At 71.5% G+C, this 19765-nt stretch carries 19 protein-coding genes; 7 read left to right on the top strand and 12 right to left on the bottom strand.

Going from position 1 to position 19765, the window contains the following annotated elements; translation table 11 throughout:
• Position 1: 1 nt before the first annotated feature.
• The 4 genes from STROP_RS05595 to hutH are packed head-to-tail and all read left to right on the top strand — an operon-like array spanning position 2 to position 5272.
• Entirely contained in the window at positions 2 to 1216 is a 1215-nt protein-coding gene (locus tag STROP_RS05595) for an allantoate amidohydrolase (protein WP_011905012.1), read from the top strand.
• Positions 1213 to 2571 carry a formimidoylglutamate deiminase gene (locus STROP_RS05590; RefSeq protein WP_011905011.1) on the top strand — a complete coding sequence of 453 codons (1359 nt, stop codon included), beginning with the start codon at positions 1213 to 1215 and terminating at the stop codon, positions 2569 to 2571. Before STROP_RS05595 ends, STROP_RS05590 begins: the two co-directional genes overlap by 4 nt.
• Positions 2568 to 3746, top strand: coding sequence for an imidazolonepropionase (gene hutI / locus STROP_RS05585; protein WP_011905010.1), 1179 nt, complete (start codon positions 2568 to 2570; stop codon positions 3744 to 3746). Before STROP_RS05590 ends, hutI begins: the two co-directional genes overlap by 4 nt.
• Positions 3734 to 5272 (top strand): histidine ammonia-lyase, encoded by a 1539-nt coding sequence (hutH, locus tag STROP_RS05580; protein WP_011905009.1) that lies wholly within the window; start codon positions 3734 to 3736, stop codon positions 5270 to 5272. Before hutI ends, hutH begins: the two co-directional genes overlap by 13 nt.
• A 106-nt stretch (positions 5273 to 5378) precedes the next feature.
• Here hutH and rdgB read toward each other — a convergent pair whose 3' ends face one another.
• The 8 genes from rdgB to clpS form a co-directional block, all read right to left on the bottom strand.
• The gene (gene rdgB / locus STROP_RS05575; protein WP_011905008.1) at positions 5379 to 5993 is read right to left on the bottom strand and encodes an RdgB/HAM1 family non-canonical purine NTP pyrophosphatase; all 615 of its coding nucleotides are present in this window, start codon (positions 5991 to 5993) and stop codon (positions 5379 to 5381) included.
• A 49-nt stretch (positions 5994 to 6042) separates the two neighbouring features.
• On the bottom strand, positions 6043 to 6768 hold the full coding sequence (gene rph, locus STROP_RS05570; RefSeq protein WP_011905007.1) for a ribonuclease PH: 726 nt from the start codon (positions 6766 to 6768) through the stop codon (positions 6043 to 6045).
• 88 nt (positions 6769 to 6856) lie between these two features.
• Positions 6857 to 7603, bottom strand: coding sequence for an MBL fold metallo-hydrolase (locus STROP_RS05565; protein WP_011905006.1), 747 nt, complete (start codon positions 7601 to 7603; stop codon positions 6857 to 6859).
• Positions 7604 to 7771: 168 nt separating this feature from the next.
• The gene (locus STROP_RS05560; RefSeq protein WP_011905005.1) at positions 7772 to 8737 is read right to left on the bottom strand and encodes a PLP-dependent cysteine synthase family protein; all 966 of its coding nucleotides are present in this window, start codon (positions 8735 to 8737) and stop codon (positions 7772 to 7774) included.
• A gap of 11 nt (positions 8738 to 8748) precedes the next feature.
• Positions 8749 to 9087, bottom strand: a complete 339-nt coding sequence (locus STROP_RS05555; RefSeq protein WP_011905004.1) for a MoaD/ThiS family protein — start codon at positions 9085 to 9087, stop codon at positions 8749 to 8751.
• A gap of 68 nt (positions 9088 to 9155) precedes the next feature.
• Positions 9156 to 9644, bottom strand: a complete 489-nt coding sequence (locus tag STROP_RS05550; RefSeq protein WP_011905003.1) for a M67 family metallopeptidase — start codon at positions 9642 to 9644, stop codon at positions 9156 to 9158.
• 55 nt (positions 9645 to 9699) lie between these two features.
• Entirely contained in the window at positions 9700 to 10194 is a 495-nt protein-coding gene (locus STROP_RS05545; protein WP_011905002.1) for a DUF2017 domain-containing protein, read from the bottom strand.
• Between the two features lie 2 nt (positions 10195 to 10196).
• Complete coding sequence (clpS, locus tag STROP_RS05540) at positions 10197 to 10487, bottom strand: ATP-dependent Clp protease adapter ClpS (RefSeq protein ID WP_011905001.1); 291 nt, start codon at positions 10485 to 10487, stop codon at positions 10197 to 10199.
• Between the two features lie 166 nt (positions 10488 to 10653).
• Here clpS and STROP_RS05535 point away from each other — a divergent pair, with 166 nt between their 5' ends.
• Genes STROP_RS05535 through STROP_RS05525 form a run of 3 tightly spaced genes read left to right on the top strand, consistent with a single transcriptional unit; the run spans position 10654 to position 13815 of the window.
• Complete coding sequence (locus STROP_RS05535) at positions 10654 to 11940, top strand: nicotinate phosphoribosyltransferase (protein WP_011905000.1); 1287 nt, start codon at positions 10654 to 10656, stop codon at positions 11938 to 11940.
• Between the two features lie 11 nt (positions 11941 to 11951).
• The gene (locus tag STROP_RS05530; protein ID WP_011904999.1) at positions 11952 to 12533 is read left to right on the top strand and encodes an isochorismatase family protein; all 582 of its coding nucleotides are present in this window, start codon (positions 11952 to 11954) and stop codon (positions 12531 to 12533) included.
• Between the two features lie 40 nt (positions 12534 to 12573).
• A complete protein-coding gene (locus STROP_RS05525; RefSeq protein ID WP_011904998.1) occupies positions 12574 to 13815 on the top strand; it encodes an MFS transporter in 1242 nt (413 codons plus the stop codon).
• A gap of 291 nt (positions 13816 to 14106) precedes the next feature.
• Here the strand turns inward: STROP_RS05525 and ctaD are convergent, their stop codons facing one another.
• From ctaD to STROP_RS05505, 4 genes are all read right to left on the bottom strand, one after another.
• Positions 14107 to 15864, bottom strand: coding sequence for an aa3-type cytochrome oxidase subunit I (gene ctaD, locus STROP_RS05520; RefSeq protein WP_026274984.1), 1758 nt, complete (start codon positions 15862 to 15864; stop codon positions 14107 to 14109).
• Between the two features lie 173 nt (positions 15865 to 16037).
• The gene (locus STROP_RS05515) at positions 16038 to 17147 is read right to left on the bottom strand and encodes an FAD-dependent monooxygenase (protein ID WP_011904996.1); all 1110 of its coding nucleotides are present in this window, start codon (positions 17145 to 17147) and stop codon (positions 16038 to 16040) included.
• 134 nt (positions 17148 to 17281) lie between these two features.
• Entirely contained in the window at positions 17282 to 19078 is a 1797-nt protein-coding gene (locus tag STROP_RS05510; protein WP_011904995.1) for a glycoside hydrolase family 15 protein, read from the bottom strand.
• Positions 19079 to 19459: 381 nt separating this feature from the next.
• A complete protein-coding gene (locus tag STROP_RS05505) occupies positions 19460 to 19741 on the bottom strand; it encodes an adhesin (protein ID WP_011904994.1) in 282 nt (93 codons plus the stop codon).
• Positions 19742 to 19765: the final 24 nt, after the last annotated feature.

The following is a 19765-nucleotide window of genomic DNA, read 5'->3' as shown; positions in this document are numbered from 1 at the left end:
CGTGTTGACGCATCCGGTGGTGGAAGGCTCCCTTCCCCGCAGGTTCCGGCGGCTCTGGGACGAGATCGCGCCGATCGGCCGGGACGACCGTAGCGGCGGATACCTGCGGTACGCGCTGACCGAGCCGGAGCTACGGCTGCGGGAGTGGTTCCGCGCCCAGGCCGACCAGCGCGACATGCCGGTGACCGACGACGGCAACGGCAACCTCTTCGCCTGGTGGGGCGCCCCGGAGGCCGGGAACGCGGTGCTCACCGGCAGCCACTTCGACTCGGTACCGCACGGCGGGGCGTACGACGGGCCGCTCGGCATCGTCAGCGCCTTCCTCGCCGTGGACGAGCTACGCGCCGCGGGCGCCACCCCGACCCGTCCCATCGCGGTCGCGGCCTTCGTGGAGGAGGAGGGTGCCCGGTTCGGCGTACCGTGCCTGGGGTCTCGGCTGCTCACCGGCGCGCTGCCGGCCGAACGGGCGGCCGAGCTGCACGACCCGGCCGGGGTGAGTTTCGCCGAGGCGCTGGGCGGCTCGCCGGCCGGTGCCCGGCCGGAGCTGCTCGGCCGCTTCGCCGCCTTCGTCGAGCTCCACGTCGAGCAGGGCCGCGCCCTGGTCGAGCAGGCCGCACCGGTCGCCGTCGCGAGCGCGATCTGGCCACACGGCCGGTGGCGTTTCGACTTCACCGGCGAGGGCAACCACGCGGGTACGACCCGGATGACGGACCGCCGCGACCCCATGCTCACGTACGCGTTCACGGTGCTCGCCGCCAACAAGGAGGCCCGGCGGCTCGGCGCCCACGCCACGATTGGCCGGGTACGGGTGGAGCCGAACGCCACCAACGCCATCCCGTCCCAGGTGACCGGCTGGCTGGACGCCCGCGCCGCCGAACCGGAGACCCTCGCCGGGCTGGTCGAGGCCGTCCACGACCGGGCTTCGGAGCGGGCCCGACGCGACGGCACCGGGTTGCGGCTGACCGAGGAGTCGGCCACGCCCCTCGTCGCGTTCGACGGCGGGCTGGCCGACCGGCTCGCCCGGCTGCTCGACGCGCCGGTGCTGCCGACCGGTGCTGGGCACGACGCCGGCGTGCTGGCCGGACACCTGCCCACCGCGATGCTCTTCGTCCGTAACCCCACCGGGGTCTCGCACTCCCCCGCGGAGTCGGCGAACGACGACGACTGCGCGGCCGGGGTGCAGGCCCTCGCCGCCGCGTTGGAGGAGCTGACGTGACCCGCTGGCTCGCCGAGTACGCGTGGCTCCCCGAGCAGCCCGAGCCGACCCCGGACGTGCTGATCGAGACCGCTGCCGGCCGGATCACCGGGGTGACCCCGCTCGCGCCCGAAAGCCGGCCGACCACCGGGATCGAGGTCCTCGCCGACGCGGTCCGCCTGCCCGGGCTGACCCTGCCGGGGCTGGCCAACGCGCACTCGCACGCCTTCCACCGCGCGTTGCGCGGCCGCACCCACGGCGGTCGCGGCGACTTCTGGACCTGGCGGGACCGAATGTACGAGGTGGCCGCCCGGCTGGACCCGGAGAGCTACCTCGCGCTCGCCCGCGCCGGGTACGCGGAGATGGCGCTGGCCGGCGTCACCTGCGTCGGCGAGTTCCACTACCTGCACCACGGCCCGGACGGCACCCCGTACGCGGACCCGAACGCGATGGGGGCCGCCCTGGTCGAGGCGGCAGCGCACGCCGGGATCCGGCTGACCCTGCTGGACGCCTGCTACCTGACCGCCACCGTCACCGGCGATCCGCTGGCCGGGCCGCAGCGACGCTTCGGCGACGGTGACGCCCTGCGCTGGGCGGAGCGGGCGGCGGCGTTCGCCCCCACCGAGGCGCACGTACGGGTCGGCGCGGCGATCCACTCGGTACGCGCCGTGCCCGCCGACCAACTGGCGACGGTGGCCGGCTCGGCGCAGGAGCGGGGCGTCCCGCTGCACGTGCACCTCTCCGAGCAGCCGGCCGAGAACGACGCCTGCCGGGCCGCGCACGGCTGCACCCCCACCCGCCTGCTGGCCGACCGGGGCGTCCTCGACCAGCACACCACCGCCGTGCACGCCACCCACCCCACCAGCTCGGACGTGGCCCTGCTCGGGGAGAGCAACACCGGGGTCTGTCTCTGCCCCACCACCGAGCGGGACCTCGCCGACGGGATCGGACCGGCCCGCCGGATGGCCAACGCCGGCACCCCGCTGAGCCTCGGCAGCGACAGCCACGCGGTGGTGGACCTTTTCGAGGAGGCGCGCGCGGTGGAGCTGGATGAGCGCCTGCGCACCCGGCAACGCGGCCACTTCACCGCCGGCGAGCTGGTCACCGCGGCCACCGTCGCCGGGCACGTCGCCCTCGGCTGGGGCGACGCCGGCCGGCTGGCCGTCGGCGACCGGGCCGACCTGGTCACCCTCCGGCTGGACAGCCCGCGGACCGCGGGCGTACCGGCAGCCGGCGCGTTCTTCGCCGCCACCGCGGCGGATGTCCGCCAGGTGGTGGTGGACGGCCAGGTGGTGGTCCAGGACGGACTGCACTGCACCGTCGACGTCCCCACCGAGCTGGCCACGTCGATCGCGGAGGTGACCGGTACGCCATGAGCAGTCTGCTGCTGGACAACATCGGAGAACTGGTCACGAACACCGCTGCCGGCGAGGGGCCGCTGGGCATCCACCGCGACGCCGCCGTGCTCGTCGAGGACGGCGTGGTGGCCTGGGTCGGCCCGAACGGGAGTGCACCCGCCGCCGACCGACGCATCGACGCCGAGTCGGCGGCCGTGCTACCCGGCTTCGTGGACAGCCACGCCCACCTGGTCTTCGCCGGGGACCGGGCCGTCGAGTTCGCCGCCCGGATGGCCGGCCAGCCGTACACCGGCGGCGGTATCCGCACCACGGTCGGCGCGACCCGGGCCGCCACCGACGACGAGCTACGCGCCACGGCCCACCGGCTACACGCGGAGGCGCTGCGGCAGGGCACCACCACCATCGAGATCAAGAGCGGGTACGGCCTCACCGTCGTCGACGAGGCCCGCTCGCTGCGGATCGCCGCCGAGGTGAGCTCGGAGACCACGTTCCTCGGGGCGCACCTCGTCCCCGCCGAGTACGCCGACCGGCCGGACGACTACGTCGACCTGGTCTGCGGCCCGATGCTGGCCGCCGCCGCGCCGTATGCCCGCTGGGTGGACGTCTTCTGTGAGCGGGGCGCCTTCGACGCCGACCACACTCGCGCGATCCTGACCCGTGGGCAGGCCGCCGGGCTGGGCACCCGGCTGCACGCCAACCAGCTCGGCCCGGGCCCGGGGGTCCAGCTCGGAGTGGAGCTGGGGGTGGCCAGTGTCGACCACTGCACCCACCTCACCGACGCCGACGTCGACGCGCTCGCCGGGGCCGACGGCGCGACCGTCGCCACGCTGCTGCCGGGGGCGGAGTTCTCCACCCGCTCGCCCTACCCGGATGCCCGGCGGCTGCTCGACGCGGGCGTGACCGTGGCGCTGGCCACCGACTGCAACCCCGGATCGTCGTACACCTCCTCGGTGCCGTTCTGCATCGCGCTCGCCGTACGGGAGATGCGGATGAGCCCCTCCGAGGCGGTCTGGGCGGCGACCGCCGGCGGCGCCGCGGCGCTACGCCGCACCGACGTGGGCCGGCTGGCGCCCGGCTCCCAGGCCGACCTGATGATCCTCGACGCCCCGTCCCACCTGCACCTGGCCTACCGGCCGGGGATCCCACTGATCCGTCAGGTCCTGCACAACGGAGTACCGCAATGTCGACCGTAGTCATTCAGCCAACCGGGGTCACCCCCGCCGACGTGCTCGCCGTCGCCCGCGGCAACGCCAAGGTCGTCCTCGACCCGGCAGCGATCGACGCGATGACCGCCAGCCGGTCCGTCGTGGACGGTATCGAGGCCGCCGGCCAGCCGGTGTATGGCGTGAGCACCGGCTTCGGAGCCCTCGCCAACACCTTCGTCGCCCCACAACGGCGGGCGGAGCTACAGCACGCACTGATCCGTTCGCACGCCGCCGGGGTGGGAACCGCCATGCCGCGCGAGGTGGTGCGGGCGATGATGCTGCTGCGTGTCCGTTCCCTCGCATTCGGCCGCTCCGGGGTCCGGCCGTTGGTTGCCAACGCGCTGGTGGACCTGCTCAACCACGATGTCACCCCGTGGGTGCCCGAGCACGGGTCGCTGGGGGCCTCTGGTGACCTGGCGCCGCTGGCGCACTGCGCGCTGGCGCTACTCGGCGAGGGCTGGGTGCTGGGCGCGGCCGGCGACCGGATTCCGGCCAGCGAGGCGCTACGCCGGGCCGGTCTCCCGCCGATCGAGCTGGCCGCCAAGGAAGGGCTGGCACTGATCAACGGCACCGACGGAATGCTCGGCATGCTGCTGATGGCAAGCGACGACGCCGCACACCTGTTTACTCTGGCCGATGTGACGGCCGCCCTGGCCGTCGAGGCGATGCTCGGCTCGGACCGGCCGTTCCGGCCCGAGTTGCACACGATCCGGCCGCACCCCGGTCAGGCCGCCTCGGCGGCCAACATCCACCGTCTGCTCCAGGACTCGGCGGTGATGGAGTCGCACCGCGACGACGTGGTGCACGCGGTGCAGGACGCGTACTCGATGCGGTGCGCGCCGCAGGTCGCCGGCGCGGCCCGGGACACCCTGGACTTCGCCCGACAGGTGGCAGGCCGGGAACTGATCTCGGTGGTGGACAATCCGGTGGTCCTGCTGGACGGCCGGGTCGAGTCGACCGGGAACTTCCACGGCGCCCCGCTCGGCTTCGCCGCGGACTTCCTCGCCGTCGCCGCCGCCGAGGTCGGCGCGATCGCCGAGCGGCGGGTGGACCGCCTGCTCGACGTGACCCGCTCCCGGGACCTACCGGCCTTCCTCTCCCCCGACGCCGGGGTCAACTCCGGACTGATGATCGCCCAGTACACGGCGGCCGGCATCGTCGCGGAGAACCGCCGGCTCGCCGCCCCCGCCTCGGTGGACTCCCTGCCCACCAGCGGCATGCAGGAAGACCACGTGTCGATGGGCTGGGCGGCGACCAAGAAGCTACGGACCGTCCTGGACAACCTAACCAGTCTGCTCGCGGTCGAGCTGCTCGCCGCGGTCCGCGGGCTCCAGCTGCGGGCGCCGCTACAACCGTCGCCGGCCGGACGCGCCGCCATCGCCGCGTTGACCGGGGCCGCCGGGGAGCCCGGCCCGGACATCTTCCTTGCTCCGGTGCTGGAGGCCGCCCGTGAGGTGGTTGCCGGCCCGGAGCTTCGGGCCGCGATCGAACGCGAGGTCGGAACGCTGGCCTGACCTCCTGCTCGTCCGCGCCGGGCAGCGGCTGCCGAGTTCGGTAGCTGCTGCCCGAGCGCGTCGCCGCGTGACGACGGGTGGGCCGATCTCGGCGCACCGCGACCGGTCAGGCCGGCGGCAGCACCTTGGCAACCAGCTTCGCCAGCTCGCGCAGCGCCTTGCCGCGGTGGCTGATCGCGTCCTTCTCCGCCGGCGTCAGCTCGGCGTTCGTACGGTCCTGCCCATCGCCTCTAAAGATCGGGTCGTAGCCGAAGCCGCCGTCGCCGTGCGGCTCCCGCAGGAGGCGACCGGCCTGTCGGCCGTCGACCAGGTGCTCCTTGCCACCGGGCAGCGCCAGGGCCACCGTGCAGACGAAGGACGCCCCCCGATGCTCGTCCGGCACGTCGGCGATCTGGTTCAGGACCAGCTGAAGGTTGGCGTGGTCGTCACCATGTTGGCCGGCCCATCGGGCACTGAAGACACCGGGCATGCCGTTGAGCGCCTCCACCGCCAGGCCGGAGTCGTCAGCGATGGTGGGCAACCCGGTGCGTCGGCACCCCTCCCGAGCCTTGATCAAGGCATTCTCACCGAACGTCAGGCCGGTCTCCGGCAGCTCCGGATAGGCCTCGACATCGTCGAGGCCTATCAGGGCGATCCGGTGCGCGCCCAGGGCGCCGTCGAGGATGCGTTGCAGCTCGATGAGCTTCTTCCGGTTCCGGGTGGCGAGCAGGACCTTGTTCATGCTGAGTCACCTTCGTTCACGACCGCGGGGTCCAGCAGCGGACCCGCCCTCACGAGAGCGCCTTCCGCTGGGCTTCGGCCAACTCCACACAGCCGGCGACGGCCAGGTCGAGTAGGGCGTCGAGCTGTCCGCGGCTGAAGACGCCCGCCTCACCGGTGCCCTGCACCTCGACGAAGTCACCGGCGCCGGTGCAGACCACGTTCAGGTCGACCTCGGCGGACGCGTCCTCAGCGTAGTTGAGGTCCAGCCGCGGCTCACCGGCGACGACACCGACACTCACCGCCGCGACCGAGCGGTGCATCACCGTCTCCGGCCGACCGGCGAGGGAGCGACGGGCGGCGAGCCAGGTCACCGCGTCGTGCAGCGCCACGTACGCGCCGGTGATCGCGGCGGTGCGGGTGCCGCCGTCGGCCTGGAGCACGTCGCAGTCGAGCACGATGGAGTTCTCGCCCAGTGCCTTCAGGTCGATCGACGCGCGCAGGCTACGACCGATCAGCCGGGAGATCTCGTGGGTACGCCCACCGACCCGCCCCTTGACACTCTCCCGGTCCGAGCGGGTGTTGGTGGCGCGGGGCAGCATCGCGTACTCGGCGGTGACCCAGCCAAGCCCGGAGCCCTTGCGCCAGCGGGGCACCCCCTCGGTGACGCTCGCGGTACAGAGCACCCGGGTGGCGCCGAACTCCACCAGCACAGAGCCTTCGGGATGGGTGCTCCAGCCGCGGGTCAGGGTCACCGGTCGGAGGTGGTCGGGCAGCCGCCCGTCAGGTCGCGCCATGTCTGCACCCTATGTGGTGGCGGGGGCCGGCCGCCCCGGGGTGTCCCGGTCAGTTCGGGCCCCGGAACTCGGGGTCCCCCCGGGCCGCTCAGACCTCGTAGCGCGCACCCGGCCGGACCACCTCGAGCGGACCGGCGTAGGCAGCGGCGGCGGACGCGACGGTGCGCGCCTCGCTGCCCCAGGCCGCCACGAGGTGGGTCAGCAGCAGCCGGCCGACGCCGGCCTTGGTGGCGACTTCGCCGGCCTCCCCGCCGGTCAGGTGAAGGTCCGGCGGGTTGTCCACGCCGTCCAGGTAGCTCGCCTCGCAGAGAAACACGTCGGCTCCCTGGGCCAGTTTGAGCAGCGCGTCGCAGGGGGCGGTGTCAGAGGAGTAGCAGAGCAGCCGACCGTTGTGTTCCAGCCGGACCCCATACGTCTCGATCGGGTGGTTGACCCGGTCGACGGTGACGGTCAGCGGGCCGATCGGGAAGGTCCCCGGTGTCAGGGTGGAGAACTGGTACACATCCTCGAGGGTCCCGTCCTGCACTCCACCGAGGGCGGCGAGCCGCTCCGATGCGCCCTCCGGGGCGTACACCGGCAGCGGTGGATAGGGGCCCTCCGGGGCGTACCGGCGGACCACCACGTAGATCGCGGCGTCGAGGAAGTGGTCACCGTGGAGGTGGGTGAGGAGGACGGCGTCGGGAGCGTGCAGGCCCGCGTAACGCTGGAGGGTCGACAGCGACCCGGAGCCGAAGTCGACCAGGAGTCGGAAGCCCGCGGCCTCGACCAGGTAGGCCGAGCAGGGGGAGTCCGGGCCGGGAAAAGTCCCGGCGCAACCCAACACCGTCAGTCGCATTGAGTCGTCTCACTGTCGCGTTCTGCAGTGTCCGGGCCGGTTGCCTCTTCGCAGAGCATCATTCCAACCGCCGTGTGCGCCACGCTGCGCAGCCTACGCCCGGCTACCCGAACCCATGAATCATCCCCGGAAAGGTGTCACGAACGTGACACCGTCCCAGTCGGCCGGTCAGGCCCAGAGCTGCCCCTCCAGCGCCTCTTCAGCCTCGGCGAGAGTGCCGTCGTACGCTCCGGTCGAGAGGTACTTCCAGCCAGCGTCGGCGACCACGAAGGCCACGTCGGCGCGGCGCCCCTCCCGGACCGCCTCGTGCGCCACCGCCAGCGCCGCGTGCAGGATCGCACCGGTGGAGAGCCCGGCGAAGAGTCCCTCCACCTCGATCAGCTGACGGGTCCGCAGCACGGCGTCCCGGGTGCCGACCGAGAAGCGCCGACTCAGCACCGAGGCGTCGTACAGTTCCGGGACGTACCCCTCGTCGATGTTGCGCAACCCGTACACCAGCTCGCCGTAGCGCGGCTCGGCGGCCACGACCTGGACACCCTCCACCTTCTCGCGCAGGTACCGGCCGGTACCCATCAGCGTTCCCGTGGTGCCGAGACCGGCCACGAAATGGGTGATCGTGGGTAGGTCCTGGAGCAGTTCCGGGCCGGTGGTCAGGTAGTGAGCCCTCGCGTTGGCCTCGTTTCCGTACTGGTACAGCAGCACCCAGTCGGGGTGCTCGGCGGCGATCTGCTTGGCGGTGACGACGGCCTGGTTCGAGCCGCCCGCCGCGGGCGAGAAGATGATCTCCGCACCATACATGCGCAGCAGCTGCACCCGTTCGGTAGAGACGTTCTCCGGTAGCACACAGACCAGTCGGTACCCGCGCAGCTTCGCCACCATGGCCAACGCGATACCGGTGTTCCCACTGGTGGGCTCGAAGATCGTGGCACCCGGCCGGAGCCGGCCCTCCTCCTCGGCCGCGCGGACCATGAACAGCGCGGCCCGGTCCTTGACGCTGCCGGTCGGGTTGCGGTCCTCGAGCTTCGCCCAGAGCCGCACCGGCGGCGCCCCATCGGGCACTGCCGGCGCGAGCCGGGGCAGCCCGACCAGGGGCGTTCCGCCAGAGGCGTCCAGCAGACTTTCGTAGCGCGCCACCGGGACCGCCCTCAGCGGACGGGGAGTGACCCGGCACGCAGGCCGCGGGTGGCGGCCACCGCGGCGAAGCCGAGGGCCCCACCCGCGACGGCCGGCAGGATGGTCACGCTGTCGCCGTCGTTGAGCTTGGCCTCCAGCGCACCCAGGAAGCGGACGTCCTCGTCGTTGATGTAGACGTTCACGAACCGGTGCAGCGCGCCCGTGTCGGTCACCAGGCGGCCCTTCAACCCGTCGTGCCGGTTGTCCAGGTCGGCGAAGAGGTCGCCCAGCGTGTCGCCGGCGCCCTCGACGATCTTCGCGCCGCCGGTGTGACTGCGCAGGATGGTGGGGATGCGAACTTCGATCGCCATGATGCGATGCTCCTTTGTCGGGAATGCCGAAATGGTGACGGGACGTGGTGGGCGTTACTGCGCTGGGATCAGCGGCCAGAACACTCGTAGTCGACCGTCGCCGGGCTCTGCCCGAACATGTAGGACTGCACGGCGTGCGGGTCCACCCCGGCGTCCAGGATGCGGACCTTCTCCTCAGTAACCACGCCATCCACGATCCGGAAGGAGCGAATCTCCTCGGAGTCGGGCTCACGGGTGGAGACGAGCAGGTAGTGCGCGTCGGGCTCACCGGCGAAGGAGACGTCGGTGCGCGATGGGTACGCCTCGGTCGCGGTGTGCGAGTGGTAGATGACGACGGGCACCTCGTCCCGGTCGTCCATCTCCCGCCACACCCGCAGATGCTCCATCGAGTCGAACTCGTAGAACGTCATGGAACGGGCGGCGTTCTCCATCGGGATGTGCCGAGTGGCAGTGTCGCTACCAGCGGGACCGGCGACCACGCCACACGCCTCGTCGGGGTGGTCCCGACGGGCGTGGGCGACGATCGCGTCAACAATCGCCCGGTCGATACTCAGCACGCCGACCAGCGTAGCGTCTGCCGGTGCTGGCCGGCGAGGTGGCGGCGGTCACGAATCAGTCGATCAATGCGCTGAGCAGGGACTCCTGCAAGTAGCCCAGGTACGCGTAGACCGACAGTTGGAACATCCGACTGGACCCCGGGTCCGCGGCTACCGCGTCATCGAGCTCTGCGCCGAGGTCGGTGCTGTCCCGGATCTCCAGCCGGACGCCCATCGCCAGCCGGGCATCGTTGAGCGCCCGCAACCACGCCTCGGCCGCCTCGTTGTCGAGCCGGACCTCGCCACCGGCGTCGTCGGGCAGCGCCGCGAGGATCGCGCCGGCCTGGTCGATCTTCGCCGTCTTCAGGTCGCCCTCGGTGTACCGACGAAACTCGGCGGCGTCCGCCGCGTCGTCCGGGTAGACCTCCGGAAAGAGCCGCACGACCACCGGGTCGGCGTGGTCGAACGCGTCGGTGAGCAGGCCGACCACCTCAGTGGCGACCTTCCGTAAAACCCGAACCTCGTCTACCGCGAAGGTGGCCACGTAGTGCCCACTACAGCGCTGGAACATGCTCACGCCCGATCCACCGTCGCCCACAGCCCGTACGCGTGCAGCTGCGACGCGTCGTGCTCCATCCGTTCCCGGGTACCGCTGGACACGACCGCCTTGCCCTTGTGGTGTACGTCCAGCATGAGCTGCTCGGCCCGGCCTCGGCTGTAGCCGAACAACTTCTGAAAGACCCAGGTCACGTACGCCATCAGGTTGACCGGGTCATCCCAAACGATCGTCACCCACGGTCGGTCGGGCGCCGGCACCTCGTCGGTGTCCGGCGTCTCGGCTGGTGCAACCTGTGGAGCCGCCATGCCCCCATCGTGCCACCGGATCCGGCGAATCGAGGAACCGGAACCCCGACCGGTCGCCGACCAATGCTGTCGGGGCACCACGACCCCCGTCGACGTGACGGCCGGCACCGCGGATGTTCCTGGGCCACGGCGGCGTGGATCGCGCGGGATCTCTAGGCTGATCGGGGTGAGCACCCTGGGCCCCGCGCTGCTGACCGACCACTACGAGCTGACCATGGTCCGCGCCGCGCTGCGGGACGGCACCGCCGACCGCCGCTGCGTGTTCGAGGTGTTCAGCCGGCGGTTACCGACCGGGCGCCGCTACGGTGTCGTGGCGGGTACCGGTCGCCTGGTGGAGCTGATCCGAGACTTCCGCTTCGATGCGGAGGAGGTGGACTTCCTGCGGCGAACCGGGGTGGTGGACGACGCCACCGCGCAGTGGCTCACCGCCTACCGCTTCACCGGCGACATCGACGGTTACGCCGAGGGGGAGCTCTTCTTCCCCGGGTCGCCGATCCTCACCGTCTCGGGCACGTTCGCCGAGTGCGTCGTGCTGGAGACGCTGGTGCTGTCGGTACTCAACCATGACTGCGCCACCGCGGCGGCAGCCACCCGGATGGTCACCGCCGCCCGCGGACGCGCCCTGATCGAGATGGGCTCCCGACGGACGCACGAGGAAGCGGCGGTGGCGGCGGCTCGCGCGGCCTACCTGGCCGGCTTCCGGTTCACCTCCAACCTCGCCGCCGGCGAGCGCTACGGCATTCCCACCGCGGGTACCGCCGCGCACGCGTTCACCCTGCTGCACGAGGACGAGCAGACGGCGTTCGCCTCCCAGGTGGCCACGCTCGGCAAGGACACCACCCTGCTGGTCGACACGTACGACATCGGCCAGGGCATCCGCAACGCCATCGCGGTGGCCGGACCGGACCTGCGGGCGATCCGGATCGACTCCGGCGACCTGGCGGTCATGGCGCAGCAGTCCCGTGACCTGTTGGACTCGCTCGGTGCCACCGAGACGAAGATCATCGTCTCCGGCGACCTCGACGAGTACGCCATCGCCGCGCTCGCCGCCGAACCGGTGGACATGTACGGCGCGGGCACCGCCGTCGTCACCGGCTCCGGCGCACCGACCGCCAGCCTGGTGTACAAGCTCGTCGAAGTCGAGGGGCGCCCGGTGGTCAAGCGCTCCGAGCGGAAGGCCACCATCGGCGGCCGCAAGGTGGCGGTGCGCCGGCACAAGCCGACCGGCACCGCCACGGAGGAGGTCGTCGTGCCGCAGGGTGTGCCGGAGCGGCAGCCCAACGACCGGCTACTGCAACACACCTACCTCGCGGGGGGTGCGGTGACGGCGCAGCCGACGCTGGACGAGTCACGGGAGCACCTGCGGCAGTGCCTGATCTCGATCCCCTGGGAGGGATTGAAGCTCTCCGCCGGCGATCCGGCCATTCCGGTCACGGTCGTACCGGCCGACTGAAGGGGCAGCAGATGAGCAACGCATTGGTTATTGTGGATGTGCAGAACGACTTCTGCGAGGGCGGTTCACTCGCCGTCGGCGGCGGAGCCAGCGTCGCTGCCGGTGTGAGCCGGCTCCTCACCACCGAGCCAGACCGTTGGGACCACGTGGTGGCGACGAAGGACTACCACATCGATCCCGGGGCGCACTTCGGCGACCCACCAGACTTTGTCGACTCGTGGCCCGCACACTGCGTGGTAGGGACGCCCGGCTCGGAATTCCACCCCGATCTTGCCACCGAGCGAATCGAGGTGATCTTCCACAAGGGCGAGCACGCCGCCGCGTACTCCGGCTTCGAGGGACACACGGACCAGGGTGAGTGCCTGGCCGACTGGCTCCGGCGGCACGATGTCGACCAGGTGGAGATCGTCGGGCTCGCCACCGACTTCTGTGTCCGGGCCACCGCCCTGGACGCCGCCGAGGAGGGGTTCCGGACCACCGTCCGACTGGACCTGACCGCCGCCATCGGGCCCGAAACGGCTGACGAGGCACTGCGGGCATTCAGCGACGCCGGGATCACCACCCAGGGAACGCCTGTGATCAGGGCCGCATGAGCCAATAACACGTTGGTGATCGTCTAACCCACGGACGAGGATGTCCCCGGAGGTACGGACCAACGTGAACCTGAAGCCTTACCGGGCGGCGCTCGCCCTGCCCGGTCTCCGGGCCCTACTGATCGTGGCGGTGCTCGCCCGGATACCGCTCACCACGATCGGTCTGACCCTGACGTTCTACGTCGTCCAGGACCTCGACCGAGGGTACGGCGCGGCCGGGCTGGTCGGCGGCGCGATCACCGTCGGCGCGGCCCTCGGCGGCCCGCTGCTGGGTCGTCTGATCGACCGGCGCGGCCTTCGGCCGGTGCTGGTGCTGACCGCCGTCGCCGAAGCGGTGTTCTGGTCCACCGCGCCGCTGCTGCCGTACGCGCTGCTGCTGCCCGCCGCGTTCCTCGCCGGTACGCTGGCGCTGCCGATCTTCGCGGTGGTCCGCCAGTCCATCGCGGCCATCGTGCCGGCGGAGAAGCGCCGGCCGGCGTACGCGCTGGACTCGGTGTCGGTGGAGTTGTCCTTCATGATCGGGCCGGCTCTGGCCACCCTCGCGGTCACCACCATCTCCGCCCGCACCACGCTGTACCTGGTAGGCGCCGCCATCGTCGCCGCCGGCATCGGGCTCTTCCTGCTCAACCCGCCGATCCGGGGCGCCAGCGAAGCGACCGGGCCGCGACGAAAGGTGCCGCGGCGGGAGTGGCTCACCGCCCGGATGATCGCCGTGCTGGCAATCACCGCCGCCGCCACCATGGTGCTGGGCGGCACCGACGTCGCCGTGATCGCGGTCCTGCGCGACAACGGCGACGTGGGCTTCACCGGCGTGGTGCTGGGCTTCTGGGCACTCGCCTCGCTGCTCGGTGGCTTCGCGTACGGGGCGATCACCCGCTCCCCGTCTCCGCTGGTGCTGCTCGCGGCGCTGGGCATCGCCACGATCCCGGTCGGGCTGGCCGGCGCGAACTGGTGGCTGCTCAGCCTGGTGCTGATCCCCGCCGGCCTGCTCTGCGCCCCCACCATCGCCGCCACCTCGGATGCGGCCAGTCGACTGGCGCCCGCGGACGCCCGCGGTGAGGCGATGGGGCTGCACGGCTCCGCCAACACCGTCGGCGTCGCGGTCGGCGCCCCACTGGCCGGAGCCGTCATCGACGCCTCCGCGCCGGCCTGGGGCTTCGCCGTGACCGGAGCGGTCGGTGCACTGGTCGCTCTGGCGGTACTCCCGGTGCAGTTGCGCCGCCGTCGGGAAGCCGAAGCACCGGCCCCCGTTCCCGAGCCCGAGCTGACCCACACTGCGTGAACCACCGGTGCTCATCCCGGTGCTCATCCCGGCGGCATCCCGGCAGGGACATCCATCCCGGCCGGGAGAGGGGGCGCTGGCTGCCGCGCCAGTAGGGGCTCCGGGGTGGTTCACCGGTGACTACCGGGGCCTCCACCGCTGAGGGCGACCGGGGAGCCACTGGTGGGTCGTCCCTGGGCACGGTGGGTGGGACTCTGCGCGGCCGGCACGTGTCCGAGGGGACGACGACGGGCGCCGCTCCGGGTTGTCTCCGGAAGCAGCGCCCGTCGTCGGTGCGTGTGGCGTGAGGCGTCAGTGGCGGTCCCGGTCGCCCGCCACGTCCTCCTGGTAGCTGGCGCCACCGTCGGCCTCGCTGGTCAACAGCTTGGCCCCACCCGCCGGCGCGCCCACCAGGGTCTGACCGGTGGCCAACTCGGGGAACTTGTGGTCGAACGCGGGCCGCTCGGAACGGATCCGTGGCATCCGGTCGAAGTTCCGCAACGGCGGCGGCGAGCTGGTCGCCCACTCCAGTGAGTTGCCGTGTCCCCACGGGTCCTCGACCTCGACCACCGGACCCGTCCGGTACGACTTCCAGCAGTTGTAGAGGAACGGCAGCGTCGAGATACCGGTGATGAACGCACCGACCGTGGAGATCATGTTCAGCGTCGTGAAGCCGTCGATGGCCTGGTAGTCGGCGTACCGCCGGGGCATTCCCTCGTTACCCAGCCAGTGCTGCACCAGGAAGGTGGTGTGGAAGCCGACCATGGTCAGCCAGAAGTGCACCCGGGCGAGCCGCTCGTCGAGCATCCGGCCGAACATCTTCGGGAACCAGAAGTAGATGCCGGCGAAGACGGCGAAGACGATCGTGCCGAAGAGCACGTAGTGGAAGTGGGCCACCACGAAGTACGAGTCCGAGACGTGGAAGTCCAGCGGCGGGCTGGCCAGCAGCACCCCGGTGAGACCACCGAAGAGGAAGGTGACCAGGAAGCCGACCGAGAAGAGCATCGGTGACTCGAAGCTGATCTGCCCCCGCCACATGGTGCCGATCCAGTTGAAGAACTTCATCCCGGTGGGGACGGCGATGAGGAAGCTCAGGAAGCTGAAGAAGGGCAGCAACACCTGGCCGGTGGCGAACATGTGGTGCGCCCAGACGCTCATCGACAGAGCGGCGATGGCGACGGTCGCGGCGACCAGGCCCTTGTAGCCGAAGATCGGCTTGCGGGAGAAGACCGGGATGATCTCGGAGACGATGCCGAAGAACGGCAGCGCGATGATGTACACCTCGGGGTGCCCGAAGAACCAGAAGAGGTGCTGCCAGAGCAGCGGCCCACCGGTCGCCGGGTCGTACACGTGGGCACCGAGGATGCGGTCGGCGGCGAGCGCGAAGAGCGCGGCGGCCAGCAGCGGGAAGATCAACAGCGCCAGCAGGCTGGTGACCAGCATGTTCCAGGTGAAGATCGGCATCCGGAACATGGTCATGCCGGGCGCGCGGAGGGTCAGGATCGTGGTGATCATGTTGACCGAGCCGAGGATCGTGCCCAGGCCAGAGATCGCCAGACCGACGACCCACATGTTGGCGCCCACACCCGGAGAGTGCTCCACGCTGCTCAGCGGGGTGTAGGCGAACCAGCCGAAGTCAGCAGCGCCGCCCGGAGTGATGAAGCCAGCGGTGGTCAGGGTGCCGCCGAAGAGGAAGAGCCAGTAGGCGAAGCTGTTCAGCCGCGGGAACGAGACATCCGGGGCGCCGATCTGGATCGGCACGAGGTAGTTACCGAAAGCGAAGACGATCGGCGTCGCGAAGAACAACAGCATGATCGTGCCATGCATCGTGAACAGCTGGTTGAACTGCTCGGGCGACAGGAACTGCAGCCCGGGTCGCGCCAGCTCGGCCCGCATGATCAGGGCCATCAGCCCGCCGATCATGAAGAACGCGAACGCGGTGACCATATACATGATCCCGATTTGCTTCGCGTCCGTGGTGCGCAGCAGCCGCGCGAAGGCCGACCCCTTAACCGGCGCTCGGACCGGCCAGGGCCGGGTCACGACCGGCTTGGGTGCGACGGTGGTCACGAGTGGCCTCCGGTTCTGGGTTGTCCCGCTCGGCACGCTGTGCGGTAAGCGGCCGTCATCCGCAAGGAGGATAGTCCCCGACAGGTGACCCGGCTGCGTGGGGTGGCCGGGTACCCTGCCGGGCCACGGCTCGCGTACCCGCGACCCACCTCGGGGAGAACACCCGGGTGAACTCACAGTGGCCCCAGGAGCAGCCGGTAGTGCTCGCCGAAGATGCGCCCACCCCGCTCGCGCAGCAACGGGTCGCGCAACGCCGGTGAGACGTCCCGAGTCCGGTTGCGGTCCCGGGTCCGGTCCCGCACCCAGCGGGTCCGCGGGCGGCGGCGGCTCTCGTACGCCGTCAGGGCCGCGTCGACGTCGCCGGTCGACCTCCGCAGCGACTCGGCGAGCACGACGGCGTCCTCGAGCGCCATCGCCGCCCCCTGCGAGAGGGTCGGCGCGGTAGCGTGCGCGGCGTCCCCGACCAGCAGCACCCGACCCCGGTGCCAACGGCCCAGCTCGACCTCCTCGGTCACGGCGGGGTGCACCTGGTCCAGGCAGTCCAGCACTTCGGGAATCGGCCCACCATAGTCACCGAACACCTCACCGAGCCGGGCCATCGGGTCGGCCGGCGCGACGGCGCCCGTCTCGTCGGCGTAGCAGTACAGCTGCCCGGGGCCGACCGGAACGATCAGGAAGCCGGCCCGATGGCCGAGCAACGCGGTCCACTCGGTCACCGGCGGGCCGTCGCGCACCACGGCACGGTAGACCACCTGGCCGGTGGGGCGGGGCGGACCGCCCAACGCGGCGAGGGCGCGGACCTCGGATCGCGGGCCGTCAGCGCCGATCACCAGGTCGTACTCGGCGGCGGCACCGTCGGCGAAGGTGATGCCGACGGTCGTCGGGAAGAGGTCGACAGCATCGAGCCCGACTCCGTACCGCACGGCTCCCCCGGCACCGGTGAGCAGGACGCGGTGCAGTTCGCTGCGAAGCAACGCCCGGCACCGGCCGACTCCGGACCAGAGCGCGTCGAGGTCGACCTCGCAGAGCGGCGCGCTTGTGGCATCGCGGAAATACTGTCGGCGGATCACCTGACCGAGCGGGCGGACCGGGCCGTCCAGGTCGAGCCGGCGCAGCGCACGGTCAGCGTTACCCGGCAGGTAGAGGCCGCTGTCCACCAGGTCACCGGGGGCGAGCTTGTCGATGAGGTCCGGTCGGAAGCCCGCCATCCGCAGCGCCCGGGCCACGGCAAGACCGGCGAGACCCGCACCGACGACGAGGATACGCAGGGGGAAGCCACCCATGGTGGTGTACGCCTCCGGGAGGGGTCGGGGGCACGCGTTGGAGGCAAGACATTACTTGGAGCAATTGACCCGCACCAGTGTCAGTCTGTCGCCGCCGGGCACCAGGCGAACGCCCGGCAGCCGGCCCGACCCGCCTAGTCGGTGGTCGGGTCGGTCAGCCGCCAGGCGGCGTTGATCAGACCGATGTGGGACAGGGCCTGTGGGGTGTTGCCGAGCTGCGCGCCGGTGTGCGGGTCAATCTGCTCACTGAGCAACCCGACATCGTTGGCGTACCCGGCCGCCCGCTCGAAGAGCGCCCCGGCCCGCTCCCGCTCCCCGGCCAGCACCAGGCACTCGACCAGCAGGAAGGTACACAGCAGGAACCCGGCCGGATCGGTTTCCCACCGCCGGATCAGCCCACCCCCGGCACCCAGGACCCGCTCCACCGCGTCGATCGTGGCCCGCATCCGTGGATCGGTGGCTGGCAGGAAGCCCACCACCGGCAGGAACAACACGGAGGCGTCCAGCTCATCGGAGCCGAAGGCCCCGGTGTACGCGCCGGCCCGCTCACTCCACCCCCTCCGCAGCACGGTGTCCCGGATCTCGTCCCGGATCGCCGCCCAACGGCGGGGATCCGCGCGCTCACCGAGCCGGGGTGCCAGCGCCACCGCCCGATCCAACGCCACCCAGCAGAGCACTTTCGACGACAGGTAGTGCCGGTCAACGTCCCGGGTTTCCCACATGCCCCGGTCCGGCAACCGCCAGGTCTCCGCGACCTGCTCGGTCAGCCCGCACACCATCTCGCGCACCTCGTAGTCGAGGGGGTCGCCGAGCAGGTGGTGCAGGCGCCACACCGCCGCCACCACCTCACCGGGTACGTCCAGCTGCCGCTGCCGCCAGGCGTCGTTGCCGAACCGCACCGGGCGGCTGTCCGCGTACCCGCGTAGGTGCTCCGCGACGTGCTCGGAGATGTCCCGCTCCCCCGCCAGCCCGAACAGCACCGGCACCGGCTCGGCACCGACCCGGCCGATCGAATGGGCCGCCCAGGTAAACAACCGGGACGCCTCCGCCGGGCAGGCCGCCACCCAGAGGGCGCGCAGCGTCATCGAGAAGTCACGCAACCAGGCGTACCGGTAGTCGTAGTTTCGGTCTCCACCGAGCTGCTCCGGCAGGGAGGTGGTGAGCGCCGCGGCGACCGCGCCGCTGCGGGCGTAGGTAAGCCCGGTGAGCACGACTGCGCTGTGCCGCACCAGCTCCGGATAGCACCCCTGGTACCGGTGGGTCTCCCGGAACGCCTCCCACGCCTGCACCGTCTCGGCCAGCATGGCCGACGGGTCCAGCCGGGCCGACGGCGCACCGTACGCCGCTCGGTAGCCGGCGGCGAAGCCGACAGTCTCCCCGGCGGCGACGTCGAACTCGGTATGCACCCGGTCCGTCCCGGCGCGCAGGGTGAGGGAGTCCGAACAGAGCTCCACCATCGTCGCGCCGGCCACGGCCAGCACCGTCCCACCGGGCTGGTCGTGCAGGTACGGGGTGAGCAGTCCATGGTCAGGACGGGGCACGAAGTCCGACGCCAGCCGCACTCGCCCGGAGAGCCCCTCGACACACCGCAGCAGCACCGCGGGGGAGTTCAGGCCAAGCTGGTGCCCCCGCGCCCCGCGTTCGGCGGCGAGCGCGTCGGTGACCGCGACGCTCCCCTGCGGCGTGTGGTGGACGGTGCGCAGCACCAGGGTCTCCGGCTGGTACGCCCGTTCCACCCGCCACCCGGGACGGTCCGCACCGACCGGAGCCAGCCGCCAGTGGCCGGCCTCCGGGTCGAGGAGCCGCCCGAAGACCGCGGGAGAGTCGAACCGATCCGGGCACCACCAGTCGATGGAGCCGTTCCGGCCGACCAGCGCGCCGGAGCGGCAGTCGGACAGGAACCCGTAGTCGGCGATCGTCGGCTGGTCCACCCACCGCGGATACCCCGAACCCGCCCGGTCAGGCCGGTCGACAGTGCCGGCGATTCACCCGGTTGGTTCGACGATGCCGACAGTTCGCCGCTGTCCCGCGTTTGGGCCCGCGGCGGGCGGGAAGAGTCTGCCGACCGGCCCTTCGGCCTCCAGCCCGGCCGCATCGATCGGTCTCGCCAAGTCCCCGCTGGTGTACCGCCGTACAGCTGCGCTGGCGGGAGACGGCCAGAGCGCGGCGACGTACCGACCCGGATCGGACGGCGCCGTGCGCTCGTTGCCCCACCGCCGCCTGCGCAGCGGTGGGGCGCTCGGGTGGAGGGCCCCGTCGTCCAGCTGCGCCGACCCCTTTCGGGCACCCCGACGCACCGAGGGGAGCCCGGGTCACGGCTGCTCGGTGAAGCCGAACTGCACGATGCCCTCCTCGTCGACGGTCACGTCCACCGCGGCGTCCCCGAGCAGCTGGGCCGCGTCCGAGTCGAGGAAGATCCTCGCACCCTGGTTGTCCACCACCTGGTCACCCGCGACGGGGCCCTCGACCAGTTGCACGGTGAGCGAGCCCGCCTCCGGGTCCGCGGCGATCCGGACCCCGCCGTCATTCGCGACGTCCTGCTGATTGGCGAGGTCTCGGATCACCAGCACGGCGTTGTCGGTCATGGTCAGCATGGCGGAGCTCCTCGTGGTCCTGGG

This window comes from Salinispora tropica CNB-440 (genome assembly GCF_000016425.1).
In the GTDB taxonomy this organism is placed as follows: Bacteria; Actinomycetota; Actinomycetes; order Mycobacteriales; family Micromonosporaceae; genus Micromonospora; species Micromonospora tropica.
This window is presented reverse-complemented; position numbering and strand designations above follow the sequence as displayed.